The 19,159-nt window shown below is 69.4% G+C and carries 15 protein-coding genes; 7 read left to right on the top strand and 8 right to left on the bottom strand.

Features of this window, described 5'->3' with window-relative positions; genetic code table 11:
- The first annotated feature begins 12 nt into the window (after nucleotides 1-12).
- From metE to ACZ1DY_RS16830, 4 genes are all read left to right on the top strand, one after another.
- On the top strand, nucleotides 13-2,286 hold the full coding sequence (metE, locus tag ACZ1DY_RS16845; protein ID WP_465484892.1) for a 5-methyltetrahydropteroyltriglutamate--homocysteine S-methyltransferase: 2,274 nt from the start codon (nucleotides 13-15) through the stop codon (nucleotides 2,284-2,286).
- A 139-nt stretch (nucleotides 2,287-2,425) separates the two neighbouring features.
- Nucleotides 2,426-3,871 (top strand): cytochrome P450, encoded by a 1,446-nt coding sequence (locus ACZ1DY_RS16840; protein WP_465484891.1) that lies wholly within the window; start codon nucleotides 2,426-2,428, stop codon nucleotides 3,869-3,871.
- Between the two features lie 197 nt (nucleotides 3,872-4,068).
- Nucleotides 4,069-5,916: a putative bifunctional diguanylate cyclase/phosphodiesterase gene (locus tag ACZ1DY_RS16835; RefSeq protein WP_465484890.1), complete on the top strand. Its 1,848-nt coding sequence runs from the start codon at nucleotides 4,069-4,071 to the stop codon at nucleotides 5,914-5,916.
- A 114-nt stretch (nucleotides 5,917-6,030) separates the two neighbouring features.
- Nucleotides 6,031-6,495, top strand: a complete 465-nt coding sequence (locus ACZ1DY_RS16830) for a peroxiredoxin (protein ID WP_257487683.1) — start codon at nucleotides 6,031-6,033, stop codon at nucleotides 6,493-6,495.
- On the opposite strand, the gene ACZ1DY_RS16825 is transcribed toward ACZ1DY_RS16830, so the two are convergent.
- The 4 genes from ACZ1DY_RS16825 to ACZ1DY_RS16810 form a co-directional block, all read right to left on the bottom strand.
- A complete protein-coding gene (locus tag ACZ1DY_RS16825; RefSeq protein WP_465484889.1) occupies nucleotides 6,482-7,012 on the bottom strand; it encodes a GNAT family N-acetyltransferase in 531 nt (176 codons plus the stop codon). The genes ACZ1DY_RS16830 and ACZ1DY_RS16825 overlap by 14 nt on opposite strands.
- A 60-nt stretch (nucleotides 7,013-7,072) precedes the next feature.
- Entirely contained in the window at nucleotides 7,073-8,284 is a 1,212-nt protein-coding gene (locus ACZ1DY_RS16820) for an LCP family protein (protein WP_192745184.1), read from the bottom strand.
- A 94-nt stretch (nucleotides 8,285-8,378) separates the two neighbouring features.
- Nucleotides 8,379-9,641 carry a class I SAM-dependent methyltransferase gene (locus ACZ1DY_RS16815; RefSeq protein ID WP_465484888.1) on the bottom strand — a complete coding sequence of 421 codons (1,263 nt, stop codon included), beginning with the start codon at nucleotides 9,639-9,641 and terminating at the stop codon, nucleotides 8,379-8,381.
- Nucleotides 9,642-9,662: 21 nt separating this feature from the next.
- Entirely contained in the window at nucleotides 9,663-10,358 is a 696-nt protein-coding gene (locus ACZ1DY_RS16810) for an alpha/beta hydrolase (RefSeq protein ID WP_465484887.1), read from the bottom strand.
- Between the two features lie 131 nt (nucleotides 10,359-10,489).
- On the opposite strand from ACZ1DY_RS16810, the gene ACZ1DY_RS16805 reads away from it, so the two are divergent.
- On the top strand, nucleotides 10,490-11,218 hold the full coding sequence (locus ACZ1DY_RS16805; protein WP_126731841.1) for an SIS domain-containing protein: 729 nt from the start codon (nucleotides 10,490-10,492) through the stop codon (nucleotides 11,216-11,218).
- Nucleotides 11,219-11,400: 182 nt separating this feature from the next.
- Nucleotides 11,401-12,546 (top strand): serine hydrolase domain-containing protein, encoded by a 1,146-nt coding sequence (locus ACZ1DY_RS16800; protein WP_126731840.1) that lies wholly within the window; start codon nucleotides 11,401-11,403, stop codon nucleotides 12,544-12,546.
- A gap of 206 nt (nucleotides 12,547-12,752) precedes the next feature.
- Here the strand turns inward: ACZ1DY_RS16800 and ACZ1DY_RS16795 are convergent, their stop codons facing one another.
- Entirely contained in the window at nucleotides 12,753-14,618 is a 1,866-nt protein-coding gene (locus ACZ1DY_RS16795; RefSeq protein ID WP_465484886.1) for an ABC transporter ATP-binding protein, read from the bottom strand.
- Between the two features lie 146 nt (nucleotides 14,619-14,764).
- Between ACZ1DY_RS16795 and ACZ1DY_RS16790 the strand changes: the two genes are divergently transcribed.
- Nucleotides 14,765-16,066 (top strand): glycosyltransferase 87 family protein, encoded by a 1,302-nt coding sequence (locus tag ACZ1DY_RS16790; protein WP_465484885.1) that lies wholly within the window; start codon nucleotides 14,765-14,767, stop codon nucleotides 16,064-16,066.
- Here ACZ1DY_RS16790 and ACZ1DY_RS16785 read toward each other — a convergent pair whose 3' ends face one another.
- From ACZ1DY_RS16785 to ACZ1DY_RS16775, 3 genes are all read right to left on the bottom strand, one after another.
- On the bottom strand, nucleotides 16,067-16,276 hold the full coding sequence (locus ACZ1DY_RS16785; protein WP_003071237.1) for a helix-turn-helix domain-containing protein: 210 nt from the start codon (nucleotides 16,274-16,276) through the stop codon (nucleotides 16,067-16,069).
- Between the two features lie 178 nt (nucleotides 16,277-16,454).
- Complete coding sequence (locus tag ACZ1DY_RS16780) at nucleotides 16,455-18,083, bottom strand: ABC-F family ATP-binding cassette domain-containing protein (protein ID WP_034311834.1); 1,629 nt, start codon at nucleotides 18,081-18,083, stop codon at nucleotides 16,455-16,457.
- Between the two features lie 141 nt (nucleotides 18,084-18,224).
- Nucleotides 18,225-18,893 (bottom strand): acVLRF1 family peptidyl-tRNA hydrolase, encoded by a 669-nt coding sequence (locus ACZ1DY_RS16775; RefSeq protein ID WP_465484884.1) that lies wholly within the window; start codon nucleotides 18,891-18,893, stop codon nucleotides 18,225-18,227.
- Nucleotides 18,894-19,159: the final 266 nt, after the last annotated feature.

The following is a 19,159-nucleotide window of genomic DNA, read 5'->3' as shown; positions in this document are numbered from 1 at the left end:
GAGGAGAGAGCTGTGACCGAAATCGGCACGACAGTGCTGGGCTACCCCCGGATCGGACCGGACCGGGAACTCAAGCGTTCACTCGAACGCTACTGGGCGGGCAAGATCGACGAGGCCGAACTGCTGGCCACCGGCCGCGCGCTGCGCACCCGGGCCTGGCGGGATCTCAAGGCCGCGGGACTGGATTCCGTCCCCTGCAACACCTTCTCCCACTACGACCAGGTGCTCGACACCGCCGAGCTGTTCGGAGCGCTACCGAAGCGCTTCACCACGCTCGGCCTCTCGCCGCTCGACACCTACTTCGCCGCCGCGCGCGGCGTGCAGGACGCGCCCGCGATGGAGATGACGAAGTGGTTCGACACGAACTACCACTACATCGTCCCCGAGCTCGGCCCGGACACGGCGTTCTCGCTCGCCGGCACCAAGCCGCTCGACGAGTACCGCGAGGCCCGCGCGGTCGGCGTCGAGACCCGGCCGGTGTTGGTGGGCCCGGTGACGTTCCTGCTGCTCGCGAAGCCGTCGGAGACCGCTCCGGAGGGCTTCCGCCCGCTGGACCTGCTCGACGACCTCCTCGACGGCTACGTCGAGCTACTGCGCCGTCTGCACGACGAAGGCGTCGAGTGGGTCCAGTTCGACGAGCCCGCCTTCGCGGCCGACCGCACCGAGCGGGAGCTCAACGCGCTCATCCGCGCCTATCACCGGCTCGCGAAGGAAACCGCGCGGCCCAAGATCCTGGTCGCCGGGTACTTCGGCGGTCTCGGTCGCGGCTTGGGCGTGCTCGCCCGTTCCCCGATCGACGCGATCGCCGTCGACCTCGTCACCGATGAGTCCTTTGTGGACGCTGTCGCCGCCGAACCCGCCTTGCGGGACAAGGAGGTTCTCGCCGGTGTCGTGGACGGGCGCAACGTGTGGCGCACGGATCCGGCCCGCGCTCTCAGCCGGGCGGCGACCCTGCTGGGCACCGCGCGGTCGGTCAGCGTGTCGACGTCGTGCTCACTGCTGCACGTGCCCTACGACGTCGAGCGGGAGGACGGGCTCCACCCGCGTCTCAAGGGCTGGCTCGCCTTCGCCAAGCAGAAGGTCGACGAGGTCGTCCTGCTCGGGCGCGCACTGAAGGAAGAGGGGGTCGACCTCTCCACCGCCCGTGCCGCGGCCGCGGATCGCGCGGCGGCGGCCGATCTGGCCGACTCCGGGGTGCGCGCCCGGCTGGAGGCGCTGCGGCCGGAGGACACCGTCCGCTCCCCCTACGCCCGGCGCGCGGCGGCGCAGCAGGCCGCGCTGGATCTGCCGCCGTTGCCGAGCACCACGATCGGCTCGTTCCCGCAGACCACCGAGGTCCGTAAAGCGCGGGCGGCGCACAAGGCGGGTTCGCTGGACGACGCGGGCTACGAGGCCGCGATGAAGGCCGAGATCCGGCGCGTCATCCGGCTGCAGGAAGACCTCGGCCTGGACGTGCTGGTGCACGGCGAGCCCGAGCGCAACGACATGGTGCAGTACTTCGCCGAGCGGCTGGCGGGCTTCGCGGCCACCGACTTCGGCTGGGTGCAGTCCTACGGTTCGCGCTGCGTGCGGCCGCCGATCCTGTACGGCGACGTCTCGCGTCCCGAGCCGATGACCGTCGAGTGGGCGCGCTACGCGCAGAGCCTGACCGGCAAACCCGTCAAGGGCATGCTGACCGGTCCGGTGACGATCCTGGCGTGGTCGTTCGTCCGCGACGACCAGCCGCTGGGCGAGACCGCCCGTCAGGTGGCGCTGGCCATCCGCGACGAGGTGCACGACCTCCAGGCGGCGGGTATCCGCGTCATCCAGGTGGATGAGCCTGCCCTGCGGGAACTGCTCCCCCTGCGCGCCGCGGCGCATGAGGCGTACTTCGCGTGGGCCGTTTCGTCGTTCCGCCTCGCGACGTCCGGGATCGACGACGCGACGCAGATCCACACGCATATGTGCTACTCGGAGTTCGGCGACGTGGTCAAGGCGATCGACGCGCTCGACGCCGACGTCACCAGCATCGAGGCCGCGCGGTCGAAGATGGAGGTCGTCACCGACCTCGGCGCGGCGGGCTTCGGCCGCGGCGTCGGGCCGGGCGTCTACGACATCCACTCGCCGCGAGTCCCCGGCGTCGACGAGGTCAGCGGGCTGCTGCGGACCGCGGTCGGCGCCGTGCCCGCCGAGCGGATCTGGGTCAACCCGGACTGCGGCCTGAAGACCCGCGGCTACGCCGAGGTCGAGCCGGCCCTGCGGAACCTCGTCGCGGCCGCCCGCACGGTCCGCGCCGAACTGGCCTGACCGGTCCGTGAAGGCCTCCTTCCCTACCCTCAAGGTAGTGAAGGAGGCCTTCACGGAACTTCCATCGAGGTATTGTCAGGACGTCAACAAGGGTGCGATGGTGGAGTGGTAACCGATCTCAGCGGGGAGATGGTCACCCATGGCGAACGCCGTCGAAAAGGTCACCGGGGCGCTGCGCGAGCGGGTCCCGCCGCTCACCTCGATCCCCCTGCCACGTTCGGTCGACCAGCGCTGGCTCGGCGCGACGTGGCCGGTCCGCGAACTCGCGCCCGCTCCTCCCGGCCTCAAACCCGTCCTCGGCGACGAGGGCCCGCCGGTCATCGGCCACGCGCTGGACTTCATGCGTTTCGGCATCGAGTTCGGCCTGAAACGCTACGAGACCTACGGCCCCGTCTCGTGGATGGGCGCGTTCGGCCGCCGCATCGTCGCGCTCACGGGCCCGGAGGCGACGCAGATCGCGTTGGTGAACAAGGACAAGGCCTTCTCCCAGGAGGGCTGGAAGTTCTTCATCGAGCAGTTCTTCGACCGCGGCCTGATGCTGCTCGACTTCGGCGAGCACCACCTGCACCGCCGGATCATGCAGGCGGCGTTCACCCGGCAGCGGCTCACCGGCTACGTCGACCAGATGGGATCGGCCCTGCGCGAGGGCGTCGCCGCGTGGGCGGACCGGCCGAACCCGCGGATCTACTGGTCCCTCAAGCAACTCACGCTCGACGTCGCGACGCGTGTGTTCATGGGCATGCGGTCCGGCGACGACGCGGCCTCGATCAACCGCGCGTTCGTGAACTCCGTGCGCGCCGGCACGGCCATCGTGCGCTTTCCCGTTCCCGGCGGCCGCTGGGCGGCGGGCCTGCACGGCCGCAAGGTCCTCGAACGCTACTTCTCGGCGAACCTGCCCGCGAAACGGGCGGGCGACGGCGACGACCTCTTCACCGCGCTGTGCCACGCCACCACCGAAGACGGTGACCGCTTCACCGACTCCGACGTCGTCAACCACATGATCTTCCTGATGATGGCCGCGCACGACACGTCGACGATCACCAGCGCCGCCGCCGTCTACCACCTCGCCAAGAACCCCGAGTGGCAGGAACGCGCGCGTCAGGAGTCCCTCTCGCTCGGCGACGACGTGCCGGACATCGAGGCGCTGGAGACCCTGACGACACTGGACCTGGTGATCAAGGAATCCCTCCGGCTGGTGGCTCCGGTTCCTTCCCTCACCAGGAAGACCGTGAAGGACACCGAGGTCCTCGGGCATTTCATTCCCGAAGGGACACTCGTCGGGGTTTCCCCCACCGTCAACCATTTCTCGCCCGAGCACTGGACCGACCCGATGCGTTTCGACCCGGACCGCTTCGGCGAGGCACGCCGTGAGGACAAGTCGCACCGCTACGCGTGGATGCCGTTCGGCGGCGGCGCGCACAAGTGCATCGGCCTGCATTTCGGGACGTTCGAGGTGAAGGCGCTGCTGCACGAGATGCTGCGGGCGTATCGCTGGTCGGTGCCGGAGGACTACACCGCACGCTGGGATTACGTGTCCCTGCCGGTTCCGGCGGACGGCCTGCCGATCCGCCTGCGGTCTCGATGAGGCCACACCACTATCGAGTACTCTTGGTAACTTCCGGTCACCACTCGTGTAGCAGCGATCACCCTTTCAGCCGGTAGACACCCCGGATCGCGCATGATGCCGTGGCACTACACCCGGCCGGCTCATACCTAGTGTGGGCCCATGGGCTCGGACACCCGGTCTGAGCTGGCCATCGACCGCGCATTAAGAGGTGAAGTGTGCCCGAACCTGGTTCCGCGCCAGGGTTGGTGGACGTCGCTCGGAGATGGGCCGAGACGCTCGCTGACACTAAAGGAGTATCGCTTCCCAAGGAGCAACTCGAACAACTGCTGCTCGGTGTCGCCAAGGACGCCGTCCTGGCCGAGCCCGACCATCAGCCCGCCGTGCTGCGCTTCTCCAAGCTCTATTCCGCTTCTCCCATCGGGATCGCCCTCGCCGACGCCAACGGCGTGATCGTGGAGGCGAACGCCGCGCTCGGCCGTCTCCTCGGCTGCCGTCCGACGGCGCTGCGCGGCCGGGAGATTCCCGATCTCGGCTCCGCCGACCACGACGTCGCCCGCCTGCGGAACGCGCTCGCACAGCTCATGACGCACGGTCAGCCGACGCAGCAGGAACGCCTGCTGGTGAAGCACAGCGAGGAGGGCTCGCTCTGGGTCGACGTGACCCTGACCGACCTCCCGGGTGACCGGCCCGGTTCGGCCTATCCGGTGCTGATGGTCGCCGACGCCAACGAGATCCACCTGCTGCAGGAACGGCTGCTGCACCAGAACGTGCACGACCCGCTGACCGGTCTGCCCAACGCCACCGCCTTCGGCAACGCCCTCGAAACCGCGCTGGCCGGGTCCGGCGGCGATCAGGTCGCGCTCGTCTACCTCGACGTCGACGGCTTCAAGGTGATCAACGACGGTCTCGGGGCCGGCGTCGGCGACCAGGTACTGCGCGGAGTCGCGAAGAAGCTCAAGTCGGTCTTCTCCGGCCGGTACGAGGGCTCGGTCGCCCGGCTGTCCGGCGACGGGTTCGCCGTCCTGCTGCGCGGCGACTTCACCTCGCCGCAGGTGATCGCCTTGGTCGAGCAGGCCTTGGAAGAACTGGTCGAGCCGATCTACCTCGGCGGGCACGGGATCGGCGTCAGCGCGAGTGCGGGCATCGTCGTGCGCCCGGTCGCCGAAGGCGGTCCCGAAGACCTGCTTCGCGCCGCGGAAATCGCCCTGCACCGCGCCAAGGAGGCGGGCAAGGCGCAGTGGATGCTGTTCGATCCGGAACTCGACGCGCGTGACCGGAGCCGCTACCAGCTCGGCGCGGTCATCGCCGGCGCGCTGGAGAACGGCGAGTTCTCGCTGATCTACCAGCCGACGGTGAAGCTCGCGAATCCCGACCAGCTGGCCGCGGTCAACGCCGGATTGCGCTGGAGCCACCCGGAGAAGGGCGAACTGGACTCGGACGAGTTCTATCCGCTCGCGCAGATCACCGGGATGACCATCCCGCTCGGCCGGTGGCTGCTGGCCGAATCGCTCGCCGCCACCGCGCGATGGCGGAACAGGTTCGGCGAAGCCGCGCCCGACGTCTGCGTGCGCCTGCCGAACCGGCTGGCCATCGAGCCCGATCTGGTGCTGCTGGTCAAGGAACAGCTCGACCGGCACAACCTGCCTGCCCAGGCGCTGCGGCTGTGCACGGACCGCGAATCCATCCTCGACGAAGGCGGCGAGGTGCTCGACTCCTTCGCCGTACTGGCCGATCTGGGCGCCCAGCTGGTGCTGACCATCTCCGGTTCGGACGATCTGGAGCTGATCCCGCGGCACGGCCTGCCGGTTCGCCACGTGATCCTGTCCGGCGCGGTCGTCGACGCGCTGGCCGACGGCGAGGACGAGGCCGACGTGCGCCACCTGTGCCAGCTGGTCGCCAGGGCCAAGGAGCTGAAGCTGCGTATCGGCGCGGAAGGCGTCCACAGTCACGAACAGGCCGAACGGCTGCGGCGGTACGGCGTGCTCGCGGCGCGTGGTTCGTTCGTGGCGGATTCAGCGACCGGGGACGAGGTCGACGAGCTCATCGAACGGCACGCCCACTGAGCTGTGTTCTCCGGTGAACCCGCGACCGCGATCGACGTCGGCAGGGCGGGCTCGCGCCCGGTCACTTCCCCGGGCAGACCTCACCTCCGCCCACTGACGTGACAGGATCGGTCCATGGACCAAGGTGACATCGCCCCGGACTTCACCCTGCCCGACGACAAGGGCGAACAGCGCACGCTGTCGGACTTCCTCTCGTCCGGCCCGGTAGTGCTGTTCTTCTACCCCGCCGCGATGACGAGCGGCTGCACCGCGGAGAGCTGCCACTTCCGCGACCTGGCCGCGGAATTCGCCGAGGTGGGCGCGCACCGCGTCGGCATCAGCCCGGACGCCGTCGCCAAACAGCAGGAGTTCTCGGCCAAACACGGTTTCGACTATCCCCTGCTGTCCGATGTGGACGGTGTGGTGGCGAAACAGTTCGGTGTCTGGCGCAAGTTCAGCCCGCTGCACGCCAAACGGCACACCTTCGTCATCGACACCGACCGCAAGGTGCTCGAAGTGATCAAGAGCGAGCTGAAGTTCACCGTGCACGCCGACAAGGCCCTCGCGGCCCTGCGGGAGCGCAAGGCTAAACGCGCTTAAGCCGCCAGATCCGGTTGACGCCCGCGCAGGCGGGAGCGAGCGGCGGTTCGGCGGCCTCGTCGCCGGTCATCGTGAACCCCAGCCGCGCGGGCACGGCACCGCTCGCGAGGTTCTTCTCGTCGTGCCGGATCTCGACCTCCGGCGCGCCGAGCCGGAAGGCCTCGGCGGTCAGGAGCCGCGCGGCCCTGGTCGCGTAGCCGCGGCCGGTGTGGTGCCTGCCGAGCCAGTAGCCGATCTCGATCCGGTCCGGATGCGTGATCATGCCGGCGCCGCCGACGAGGTCTCCCCCGGCGAGGATCGCGAAGTCGTAGGTCTTGCCCTCGGCCCAGTTCTTCGCGGTGTTCTCCAGGAAGTCGGCGGCTTCGCGACGGCCGTACCCGTAGGCGGCCCAGATCATCCACGCGCCGAGGTGCGCGGCCGAATCCCCCGCGACGGCGGCGAGGGTTTCGAGCTGCTCCGGCTGCCAGCGGCGCAGGGTGACGGCTTCGTCGGCGAGGGTCTCGGCGGGCGTTTCCATCCGCCCATGGTGACTCGCCTTCGTGCCGGGCGCCTCCGGTTTTCGGAGGCCTCCATCGGATCAGGTCAGGATCGCGCTGTCCGGGATCTCCGTGTCGTTCTTCAACGCGTCGAACAGCAGCTTCGACTTCGTCTTGTCCCAGTTCTCCGCCGAACCGCTGGTCACCGGCACCGTCGTGGTGACGACGCCGCCCGAGGAGATCCCGCGCATCGCCAGCGCCAGCCCCACCAGGTTGTGCACGTGGTCGCCCGAATCCATCGTCAGCGCGTCCGGCGCCGTCGACAGCAGCGGGAACAGCGAGAACGGGTTGAGCAGGGTGCCGGGGCTGCCGATCTCGCTGACCATCGCGCCGATGAACTTCCGCTGGTTGGCCACGCGGTCGAGGTCGGAACGCGGGGTGGCCTCGCTGTGCCGCATGCGGACGAACCCGAGCGCCTGCGGACCCTGGAGGTCCTGGCAGCCCGCGGGGATCTTGATCTTGGTGAGGGTGTCCTCCATCGGCTTGTCCACGCACATGTGGACCCCGCCGATCGCGTCGACGATCTTCGCGAAGCCGCCGAAGCCGATCTCGGCGTAGTGGTCGATGCGCAGGCCGGTGGCGCCTTCGACGGTCTGCGCGAGCAGCGTCGGGCCGCCGATCGAGAACGCCGAGTTGATCTTGTTCTTCCCGTGCCCTGGGATGGTCACCTGCGAGTCGCGTGGGAGGCTCAGCAGCGTCGGTTTGACGCTGTTGGACGGGATGTGCGCGATCATGATGGTGTCGGTCCGCTTGCCGCCACCGGCGGCCTTGCTGTCCCCGGTGACGAGCTTCTCCTGCTCCTCGGGGGTCAGCCCGTCCCGGCTGTCGGAGCCCACGATCAGCCAGTTGGTGCCTTCGGCCGCGACGGGGCGGCCGGAGTAGTCGGCCAGCGCGTCGACGCGGTTGATGGAGAACTCCAGGTACACCCACACGCCGGCGAGGAACACCACGAACACGGTCAGCAGGGTGAGCAGCACCTTGCCGAAGCCCCAGCGCTTACGCCGCCGCGGCGGGCGCGCGTCGTCCATCGGGCGCCCCGGAGGGGGCTGCGGCGGGCCTGGACGGCGCGGGGGCGGGCCGGCGGGCCGCTCCTGGCCGCCGTGCCCCATGGGCCTGGTCCGCTCGTCGTACGGGCTGCTCCCCCGGCCCGGCAGCGGCATCATCTGCGCGGGCTGATGCCGCCGGGGGCGGCCGGACGGCGGCCGCTGCGGCGGCGGCATCCGTCGCCCTCGGTCGTCGCCTCCATACGTCATGCCGAATCACCCGTCCCGATCTCGCGTGTAGGGCCCAGTCAACCGCAGACCCTAGGTGAAGGACGTCCGGCACCCCGCATCGGTTGGGTGGAGCTCACCGTCCGTTTTCGGCGAATCCGAACTGGTGGACCTTGAGGTACCCCGAACGGAACCCCGCTTCGGAGTACGCCAGATAGAACTCCCACATCCGCTTGAAGACGTCGTCGAAGCCCAGTTCGGTGATTTCGTCCCACCGCTGGGTGAACTTCTCGCGCCACACCCGCAACGTCCGGGCGTAGTCCTGGCCGAACTCGCGCACGCCCTGCAGTTTCAGCCGGGTGTGCGCCAGCACACCCTGTTCGATCGACGTGGTCGACGGGATGAGCCCGCCGGGGAAGATGTACTTGTGCACCCAGGTGTAGGACCGGGCCGCGGCGAGCATGCGTTCGTGGTCCATGGTGATGGCCTGGAGCCCGAACCTGCCACCCGGCTTCAGCCGCTTCCCGATGGTCTCGAAGAACGCGGGCCAGTAGGATTCGCCGACGGCCTCGATCATCTCGACGCTGACCACGGCGTCGTACTCGCCGGTCGAGTCGCGGTAGTCGCACAGCCGGACGTCGACGCGGTCGGCGAAGCCCGCCGCCGCGATGCGCTCGGTCGCCAGCTTCGCCTGCTCCTCGGAAATGGTCAGTGACGTGACCGTGGCCCCGCGCGCGGCCGCCCGGATCGAGAGTTCGCCCCAACCGGTGCCGATCTCGAGCACGGTGCTGCCTTCGCGGACCCCGGCGTAGTCGAGGACGCTGTCGATCTTGCGGTGCTGGGCGGCGGTGAGGTCGTCGTCCGGGCCGAACAACGCGGACGAGTACATCATCGACGGGTCCAGGAACGCGCCGAACAGGTCGTTGGACAGGTCGTAGTGGCGATGGATGTTCGCCCGCGCGCCCTCGACGGTGTTCTCCTCGCCCGCGGGGTGGCCGCGGTCGACGAACCGGCGGAACCGTTGCAGCAGCGGCGGGATGAGCGTCGCCATCCGTTCCGCGAACGGGGTCAGCACCTCGGCGAGCGCGTCGCTCGTCCAGTCGCCGACCATGTAGGCCTCGCCGAAGCCGATCTTCGCGTCCACGCCGAGGCGGTGGAAGAAGGCGGCGGGGCGGTTGAGCCGCATCTCGGGCGCGTCCGGCCCGCCCGCGCCGAGCTGCGAGCCGTCGGGCATGTGCACACGGACGTTCAGCGGGCGCACCGCGTGCCGGAACAACTGCTCGGCGATCCGCGCCCGGAAAGGGGAATGCGGCGGGGTGGCCAGCCCCGGCCACCGGTTTTCGTCAGGGGTGGGCGGGCCGGACGAACCGGCCGTCCGATCGACGCTCGACGTGGACATGAGAACTCCCTCCCACCCGGTCTAGACCGGGATCCGCAGCCGTTCCGAGCTCGGCCGCCCCCAGGCGCCGCTCAGCGTTTCGTCGGTTCCCCCGGCTTCGATCAGCTCCAGGGTGAAAGCCCGTACGAGCCGGTTCCAGACGCGAGACCTTCGTAGCATCGCGTGCCCTTCGCCGCCTATTTCAAATCGCGCGGACCGCGATGTCACCTTTTCGGCGCGTTCCGCGAAAGCGTGTGACGCCACGGGATCGGTCATCCGGTCCTTGGTCCCGTGCGCGATGAGGACGGCGCGGCCGCCGACGGCGTCGATGGGTTCACCCGGTGGTGTCCACGGTGCCAGCGCGCAGACGCCGATGACGGCCGGATCGTCGGCGACGCGCAGCCCGACCCGTCCGCCCATCGAATGGCCGACGAGGATCACCGGAACCCCCGGATGGTCTTCGCGGATGCGTTCCAGCGCCCAGCGCGCGTCGGCGAGCGCGTCGGTGCCGTGGTCGTTCCAGCCGTAGATCCGGTTGCGCAGGAGGCGCACCTCGACCCCGTGCGCCCGGCCCGCCCGGTGGACGTCCTTCGCCAGCGGCACCATCCGCTGGTACGCCAGCCGCCACGGCGCCACGCGGGCATGACTGTGCTCCGCGCCGCCGTGCAGGACCAGCACCACGCCGTTCACCCGGCCGCGTGCCCGCCAAGTCCGCACCGCGGGATCAGCCTCGCTCACCCTGGACCCTCCAGTCTCCGAAACCCCGGCCGCAGTGATCGGGTCAACCTCGATCATGACCCGATGTATTCCACTTCGGCCATTGGTCTACGCGATACATTCGTCGCTGATCTCCAGACGGAAGGGCGGATGTGGTGAGCACCACCGAACGTTGTGCAGGCGTCGCCGAACGGCTCGCGGAGGCCGAACGGAGTAACGCGGAGCAGATCCGGAAGTCGGCGGAGCTGATCCTGGGGGTCATCCGGGCGGACGCCCTGGTGTTCACCGCCGGGGCCGGGCATTCACTGGCCGCGGTCGCCGAGACCTTCTACCGGGCGGGCGGGCTCGCCTGCGTGTACCCGGTCTACCACCCCGAACTGCTGCCCCTGCACGGCGCGCAGCACAGCACCAAGACCGAACGCCGCTCCGGGCTGGCCGAAGAGGTGCTGGCCGAGCGCGCGCCGGGCCCGGACGACCTGCTGGTGGTGTTCTCGACGTCGGGGGTCAACCCGTATCCGGTCGAACTGGCCGCCGGCGCCCGCAAGCGCGGGGCGTCGGTCATCGCCGTGAGTTCGGCCGCGTCGGTGGCCGCGGCGCCCAAACGCGCGGCCACGACGCTCATCGAAGAGGCGAGCATCGTGCTCGACTCCCACGTCCGTCCCGGGGACGCGAGCTACCCGGCGGACGCGCCGCGGACCGCGCCGCTGTCCACGGTGATCAACGCGTTCCTGTGGAACCTCGTGCTCGCCGAGGTCGTCGATCTCGGTGCGGCGCAGGGCGTCGACATCCCGCTGTGGCGCAGTTCCAACGTGGACGGTGGCGACGAGGCCAACGCCGCGCTGCTCGCCAAGTACGGCGCCCGGGTTCCGGCTCTCCGCTAGGCGTGTTTCACAAGCCTGTTCGATGGGCTTCGTGATCCAGGTGCCGTCAGGGACCGCCTGGGCGCGAAGACCGCGAACTTGGCTTATGAAGCTCCACCGCGTGGACGAGTTTCCTTGACTCGTCCACGCGGGACTTCTACGGTCACATACCGACCGGTCGGTGTCCGCAGGAGGTCCGTGCCATGACCGAGATCCACGGCGAGTGCGCGGCGGGCTTCGAACCCGTCCGCGCCGCCTTCGAGGAGAACTTCGCCCGACGCGACGAAATCGGCGCCGCGTTCTCGGTGACCCGGCACGGCGAGACCGTGGTCGACCTCTGGGCGGGCTGGGCCGATCCGGACCGCACGACCCCCTGGCGGGCCGACACGCTCACCAACGTCTGGTCGACCACCAAGGGCATGACCGCGCTCTGCGCGCACCACCTCGCCGACGCCGGGCTGCTCGACCTCGACGCGCCGGTCGCGAAGTACTGGCCGGAGTTCGCGGCGGCGGGCAAGCGGGAGATCCCGGTGCGCTGGCTGCTTTCGCACCGCTCGGGGGTGACCGGGATCGGTCTCGAGCGGCCGGTGACAGTGAAGGAACTGTACGACTGGGACCACATCACCGGACTGCTCGCCGCGCAGGCGCCGCTCTTCGAGCCGGGCACCGCCAGCGGCTACCACGCGTTGTCGTTCGGGTTCCTCGTCGGCGAGGTGATCCGCCGGGTGAGCGGGCAGGACGTCCGCGCGTACTTCGCCCGGCACATCGCCGGCCCCTTGAACGCGGATTTCCGGATCGGCCTGGACTCCGAAGCCGATCTGGCGCGCTGCTCCACCCTCGTCGAACCCGTGCTCAGCGACGAGATGACGACCGCGTTGACGCAGGCGTTCGCCAACGCCGGCCCGGCCGCCCTCGCGGCGCTGGCGAACCCGCGCGTGCAAGGCCGCGACGCCAACGAACCCGAGTGGCGGCGCGCGATCCTGCCCGCCTTGAACGGGCACGGCACCGCCAGGGCCATCGCGACCATCTACGGAGCACTCGCTTCGGGCCGCCTGCTTTCGGCCGGAGCGCTCGCGACCGCCCGCGAAGGACAGGGCCGCGAGGCCGACCTCGTCGGCGGGCTGGGCAACGAATGGGCACTGGGCTTCTACCTCGGCAGCGAGGAACGCGGTTTCGGACCGAACCCGCGCGCCTTCGGGCACGACGGGTTCGGCGGCTCGTCCGGTGGCGCGGATCCCGAAAGCGGGATCGCCTTCGGCTACACGATGAACCGGATGGGTCCGCTGATGCGGGACGATCCGCGGAAGATGGCGCTGGTGAACGCGACCTTCGCCGCCCTGCGGTCGTAAGTGGGCTCGGCACCGGCGCCCGTGCGCGCCTGAAGTACATGAAGGCCCCCTTCCTTGCGCCTGGGGGCCTTCATGTACTGGGAGGCAAGGTGTGAAGGTCGAGTTTCCTCGGCTGAGCCAAGGGAAGGGGTCCTTCACGCGCGACCGCTGTACCTGCTGTGGTGGCTGAAGGTGGTGAAAGGTCCTTTCACCACCCGACCCGAGGGTCACGCGGCCGCAGGCTCCTCCGAGAACTGCGTCAGGTACAGCGCCGCGTAGCGCCCTTCGCGCGCGAGAAGCTCTTCGTGCGTCCCCCGCTCGACGATCTCCCCGTGCTCGATGACCAGGATCTGGTCGGCCGCCCGGACCGTCGACAACCGGTGCGCGATGACCAGCGCGGTCCGCCCGTCGAGCGCGTCGGTCAGCGCCTCGCCCACGGCCGCCTCGGACTGCGAGTCCAGATGCGCGGTCGCCTCGTCGAGGACGACGACCCTTGGCTGCGCCAGCAGCAGCCGGGCGATGGTCAGCCGCTGCCGCTCCCCGCCGGAGAGCCGGTAACCCCGCTCCCCCACCACGGTCTCCAGCCCGTCCGGTAGTTCCCGGAGCAAGTCGGCCAGCCGTGCCTTCTCCAGCGCCGCCCAGATCTCGGCGTCGGTGACGCCGGGCCGCGCGTACTCGAGGTTCGCGCGGATCGTGTCGTGGAAGAGGTGCCCGTCCTGGGTCACCACACCGACGGTTTCCCGCAGCGACGCGAAACTCAGGTCGCGAACGTCCACATCGGACAGTTTGACCGACCCGGCGTCGACGTCGTAGAGGCGCGGCAGCAGCGAGGCGATCGTCGACTTGCCCGCACCGGACGAACCGACCAGCGCCACCATCTGCCCGGGTTCGGCGCGGAAGCTGATGCCGTGCAGCACCTCCTCGCCACCCCGGTGATCCAAAGTGGACACATCCTCCAGCGACGCCAGCGAGTACCGGTCCGCCGCCGGGTAGCCGAACCGGACGCCGGAGAACTCCACCGAGACCGGGCCTTCGGGAACGCGGCGCGGCTCCGGCTTCTCTTCGATCATCGGCTTGAGGTCGAGCACCTCGAAGACCCGCTCGAACGACACCAGCGCGGTCATCACGTCCACCCGGACGTTCGCCAGCGCGGTGAGCGGCGAGTACAGCCTCGTCAGCAGCAACGCGAGCGCCACGACGGTGCCGGGTGCGAGTGCCCCGGTCAGCGCGAGGTAGCCGCCCAAGCCGTAAACAAGCGCCTGCGCGAGCGCGGAAACCGTGGTCAGGCTGGTGAGGAACCAGCGCGTCAGCATCGCCGTGCGCACGCCGATGTCGCGCACGCGTCCGGCCCGCGCCCCGAACTCGCCGGTCTCGCGCTCCGGGTCGCCGAACAGCTTCACCAGCGTCGCGCCCGGCGCGGAGAACCGTTCCGTCATCTGCGTGGTCATCGACGCGTTGAGCCCGCCGGCCTCCCGCTGCAGCTCGGCCATCCGCCGCCCGAGGCGCCGCGTCGGCAGGATGAACACCGGCAGCAGCACCAGCGCCAGCAGGGTGACCTGCCACGACAGCGTCACCATGACCACGAGCGACAGTACGAGCTGGATCACGTTGGTGACCAAACCGGACAGTGTCGCGGTGAACGTCCGCTGCGCGCCGATGACGTCGTTGTTGAGCCTGCTCACCAGCGCGCCGGTGCGGGTGCGCGTGAAGAAGGCGACCGGCATCCGCTGCACGTGGCGGTACACCGCGAGCCGCAGGTCGAGGATGATCCCCTCGCCGATCCTCGAGGACTGCGCCCGTTCGGCCAGCCCGAGCCCGGCGTCGATCAGCGCCAGCACGGCGATCACGACGGCGAGCCACACCACGAGCGAGACGTCGTGCCCGCCGACGATCGCGTCGACCACCTTCCCTGCCAGCACCGGGGTGCTGACCGCCAGCACCGCCGAGACGACGGTGAGCGCCAGGAATATCAGCAGCCTCCGCCAGTGCGGCCTGGCGAACCGCGCGACCCGGCGCAGCGTGCCCTTGTGCAGCCCCTTCGGAACGTCGGCCGACTTCATCGCCGAGTTCATCAGCGACCAGGTGTTGTCCATGAGAACCCTCTCTTTGCCCCCAGAACCTCGATAATAGTCGAGGGTTTTCCCGGATATACGCATGACCAACACCGGAACACACCGGATGCTTCCCGGTTTCCGCGTCCTCTTTCCGGCGGATGCCGCCGCGTCGGTAGCCTGAGCCGGTGACCACCGACCCAGACCGGCGACGACTGACCATCGACCTGGTCTTCTACACGGGATGCCTGATCTTCGCCGTCGTGAACACGGCCGTCGCGGAGTTCTACGGCTATCGCGTGTGGGCGAACTTCGCTGTAGCGGGTTACGGCCTCGCCGTGGTCCACACCGGCTGGCTGGCGATCGCCGCCCGGCGCGGCAAGCCGCTGTCCGGCGCGCTCGGTTCGCGGTGGATCGGTATCGGCACCATCGGCCTGTTCGCCATGATCCTTCCGTTGGGAATGCTCGTCATTCGCCGTCTGACCGGAGTGGACTGGCTTGTCACGCCGAAGTCCTGGGCCGCGCAGCCCGAGGTCTGGGTGATCGAGCGGTCGGCGAAACTCCTTCTGGAGAACGGAACCCCGTACGTCGACGTCACCGCGCTCGGTCGCGCGGTGGAAGTAAACGATTACACGCCATACGGTCCGGTGATGACCGTCTTCGGCCTGCCGCGCGCCCTCTTCGGCGGCGGACCGGTCGCGGACGCCCTCACCGACGCGCGCTGGATGTTCGCGCTGGCGGCCGTCGCGTGCGTGCTGCTGACGCTGCGGCTGCTGAAATGGCCGAAAATCCCGGTCAGCGCCGCGCAACTCGCGCTCGCCTGCCCGCTGACGGCGCTGACCTGGGCGGTCGCCGGCCCGGATCTGGCCATCGTCGGGCTGCTGGTGCTGTCCTTCGCACTGGCCGCGACCGGACGCGCGATCCTGTCGGGTCTGGTGCTGGCCTTGGTGGTCAGCGCGAAACTCATCGTCGCGCCCGCGATCGTGGTGCTGGGTGTCCTGTTGATCACGCGCCGTGGCCCTCGCGCACTCGGCGGATTCGCCGCGGCACTCGTGGTGACGACCCTCGTCCTGCACGTGCCCGTCTACCTGGTCGACCCCAAGGCGTTCGCCGAACACGTCTTCCGGTTCCCGATGGGAATCGGCGTGATCAAGTCACCGGCGGCGAGCCCGTTGCCCGGCCACCTCATCGCCTCGCTCGGCCCGGTGGGCACGGCGGTTTCCTTCGTCCTGCTCGGGATCGCCGCCGTCGCGATCCTGGTCTGGTTGCTGCGCCGTCCGCCCTCGACCGGCTCGGACGCGCTGCTGCGCATGGCTGTCGGGCTCGTCGCGCTGATCATGCTCACTCCGGCGACGAGGTACGGCTACCTGGTGTATCCGCTGGTCCTGCTCGGTGCCAGGCTGGTGTTCCTGGCCGCGGAAACCCGTGAAACAGCGGTCCCTGGAAAGGGAACTGCGCCCCCCGCGCAGCAGTCCGCTACTTCCTCGTGACTACTTCTTCTTGACCCTGGTGGCACCGCCACGGCCGCGCAGCTGGACGCCGGACTCCGAGAGGACCCGGTGCACGAACCCGTACGAGCGACCCGTGGACTCCGCGAGAGCGCGGATGCTCGAGCCCTTCTCGTATTTCTTCTTCAGGTCAGCGGCCAGCTTGTCACGCGTGTTGCCGGTGATCCGCGCGCCTTTCTTGAGATCAGCCACGTCGATCGCCTTCCCGCCGAGAGTGTTCTGGGCCACATAACGGCCCCTGTCGCCGCAATGATCGAACACTGAGCGCCGGAATGCCAGACGACGAGCGCAAAACTGCTGAAACCGCGATCACATTGGGCCATTTCAGTGGCCGGATGGCATCGATCAAGCACCCGAACGGACGCAGGCCTCACGCAAGCTGGACAAGTTCCAGATAATCCGCCGACCAATGGTCCTCGGTGCCGTCCGGCAGGAGGATCACGCGTTCCGGCTCCAGCGCCTCGACGGCGCCCGGGTCGTGCGTGACCAGGACGACGGCTCCGGCGAAGCTTCGCAAGGCGTCCAGGACCTGGGCGCGGCTGGCCGGGTCCAGGTTGTTCGTCGGCTCGTCGAGCAGCAAAACGTTGGCAGCGCTGGACACCAGCCCGGCGAGCGCGAGCCGCGTCTTCTCGCCGCCGGAGAGCGTGCCGGCGGGCTGATCGAGCTGCTCGCCGGTGAACAGGAACGAGCCGAGAAGGTTCCGCAACTCCTGCGCGCCGGTGTCCGGCGCGAGGTGACGGATATTTTCCCACACGGACGCGTCGTGGTCGAGAGTTTCATGTTCCTGTGCGTAATAGCCCAGACGCAATCCGTGACCTGGAATGGTCTCGCCGGTATCCGGAGTTTCCATTCCGCCGAGCAGCCGGAGCAATGTGGTCTTTCCGGCACCGTTCAATCCGAGCACGACGACCTTCGACCCGCGGTCGATGGCGAGGTCGACTCCGGTGAAGATCTCGAGCGAGCCGTAGGACTTCGACAGCCCCTCCGCGGTGAGCGGTGTCCGGCCGCACGGGGCGGGTTCGGGGAACTTGATCCGGGCGACCTTGTCGGCCTGCCGGGTCTCGTCGAGCGCGGAGAGCATCTGCTCGGCACGGCGGGCCATGTTCTTGGCGGCCACGGCCTTCGTCGCCTTGGCGCCCAGTTTGGCGGCCTGCTGCTGCAGCGCGGACGCCTTCTTCTCGGCGTTCGCGCGCTCGCGGCGGCGCCGCTTCTCGTCGGTGGCGCGCGCGTCGAGGTAGCGCTGCCAGCCCATGTTGTAGAGGTCGAGCTCGCCTCGGGTCGCGTCGAGGAACCACACCTTGTTGACGACGTCCGCGAGCAGTTCGACGTCGTGGCTGATGACCACGAGACCGCCGTCGTGCTGCTTCAGGAAACCGCGAAGCCAGTTGATGGAGTCGGCGTCGAGGTGGTTGGTGGGCTCGTCGAGCAGCAGGATCGTCTCGGATTTCCCGCCGGCGCCCGCCTCGGCGGCGGCGAACAGGATCCGGGCCAGCTCGACACGGCGGCGCTGACCACCCGAAAGCGTCTGCAGCGTCTGCTCGAGCACCCTGTCGGCAAGGCCGAGGTTGGAGCAGATCCGTGCGGCCTCGCTCTCGGCGGCGTACCCACCGAGCGAGGCGAAGCGCTCTTCGAGACGGCTGTAGCGGTTGACCGCCTTGTCGCGTTCCTTCTCGTCCGCCAGCTCCGACATCGCGGTCTGCGCCTTTTCCATGTTGCGCAGCAAGGTGTCGAGACCGCGCGCGGAGAGCACGCGGTCCTTCGCGGTGACGGACAGATCGCCCTCGCGCGGGTCCTGCGGGAGGTAGCCGAGCTCGCCGCTGCGGCGGACCTCGCCCGCGTACGGCTCACCCTCCCCCGCCAGCACCTTGAGCGAGGTGGTCTTGCCGGCGCCGTTGCGGCCGACCAGGCCGATGCGGTCGCCCTGCTGGATGCGGACGTTGGTGTCGTCGAGCAGAATGCGCGAGCCGGCGCGCAGCTGCAGGCCAGAGGCCGTGATCACGGGAACTCCCGGTAAAAGGTGGATGAGCGGACAGCTTCGACTCGTCTGCCGTCGGGCAGACGAGGAGCTCACTCCAAGAGGATGTCCACGCGATCAGTGTACGGGCCGGTGTCGAACGGTTTTATCCGACCGTGCGCGACGTCACGGCCCGGAGAGGGTGATTTCGACCGCGACAGCCCGCTCCGCCGCGTCTTCGAGCACCGTGCGGCGCGGTTCGGCGATGTCGAGGACGCGGGCCTCGGCACGCCGGAACAACGACGCCAGACGCTTGTCCTCGCGCAGGGATTCCAGGGCGCGGCGGTCACCACCGAGCACGACCGCGTCCACTTCGGACAGTTGCGGGACGAGCACCTCGAAGGCGTCGTCCGCGGCGGACCGAAGCGCCGAGCGCGCCTGCCCTTCCCGCCTCCGCGCGAACCGTTGCTGAGACCAGCCGCCCGCCGCGGAACGGCCCTGGACGAGATGGCGGTCCGTCCTGGACTGGACGACCACTCCCCCGCGCGCGATCCCGACGCTGTGCCCGCCGCGGCGCACCAGCAGGAGCGCGATCCTCCGCGAGATCAGCGCGTGGTCGATGAGCGGGCCGACGGCGAGACCCGGCACGGTTCCTTCGGCGTTCAGCGGTCCGAAAGGGACGGTCGCGACGGCCACCACGCCGTTGCCCGCGACGACGGCGACGGTGCCGGGGCTCAGCTCGGTCTCGCGAACGCCATCGTTGCGGACGGCGAAACGGGCGTACCAGCCTTCGAGGCGATCCGGCGCGATTTCGACCGCCCGTCCCCCGCCTGCCACCTGCCGCTCCCTCGCCATGGGTCCAACGTACGGGGCGCGGCGCGGATCAGCAGGGGTCGGACGTTGCCGTTTCGCGGCGACGCTCCGGCTGCGGCCGTGTTGCGAAAGCCACTTTCGCAACGTTGAGGGTTGCGAAAGTGGCTTTCGCAACGCGCGCCACGGCAGGGGCGAGTACGCGCGACGCTCCCGATCGGCGGTGTCGCGAAAGTGGCTTTCGGGACACCAGACGTCGCGAAAGTGGCTTTCGCGACACCACCCGACCCGCCTGGCACGCCAGAAGCCCC

The sequence above is a fragment of the Amycolatopsis sp. PSD-21 genome (assembly GCF_055561455.1).
The sequence above is the reverse complement of the archived record's forward strand: the minus strand, read 5'-3'. Positions and strand labels throughout refer to the sequence as shown.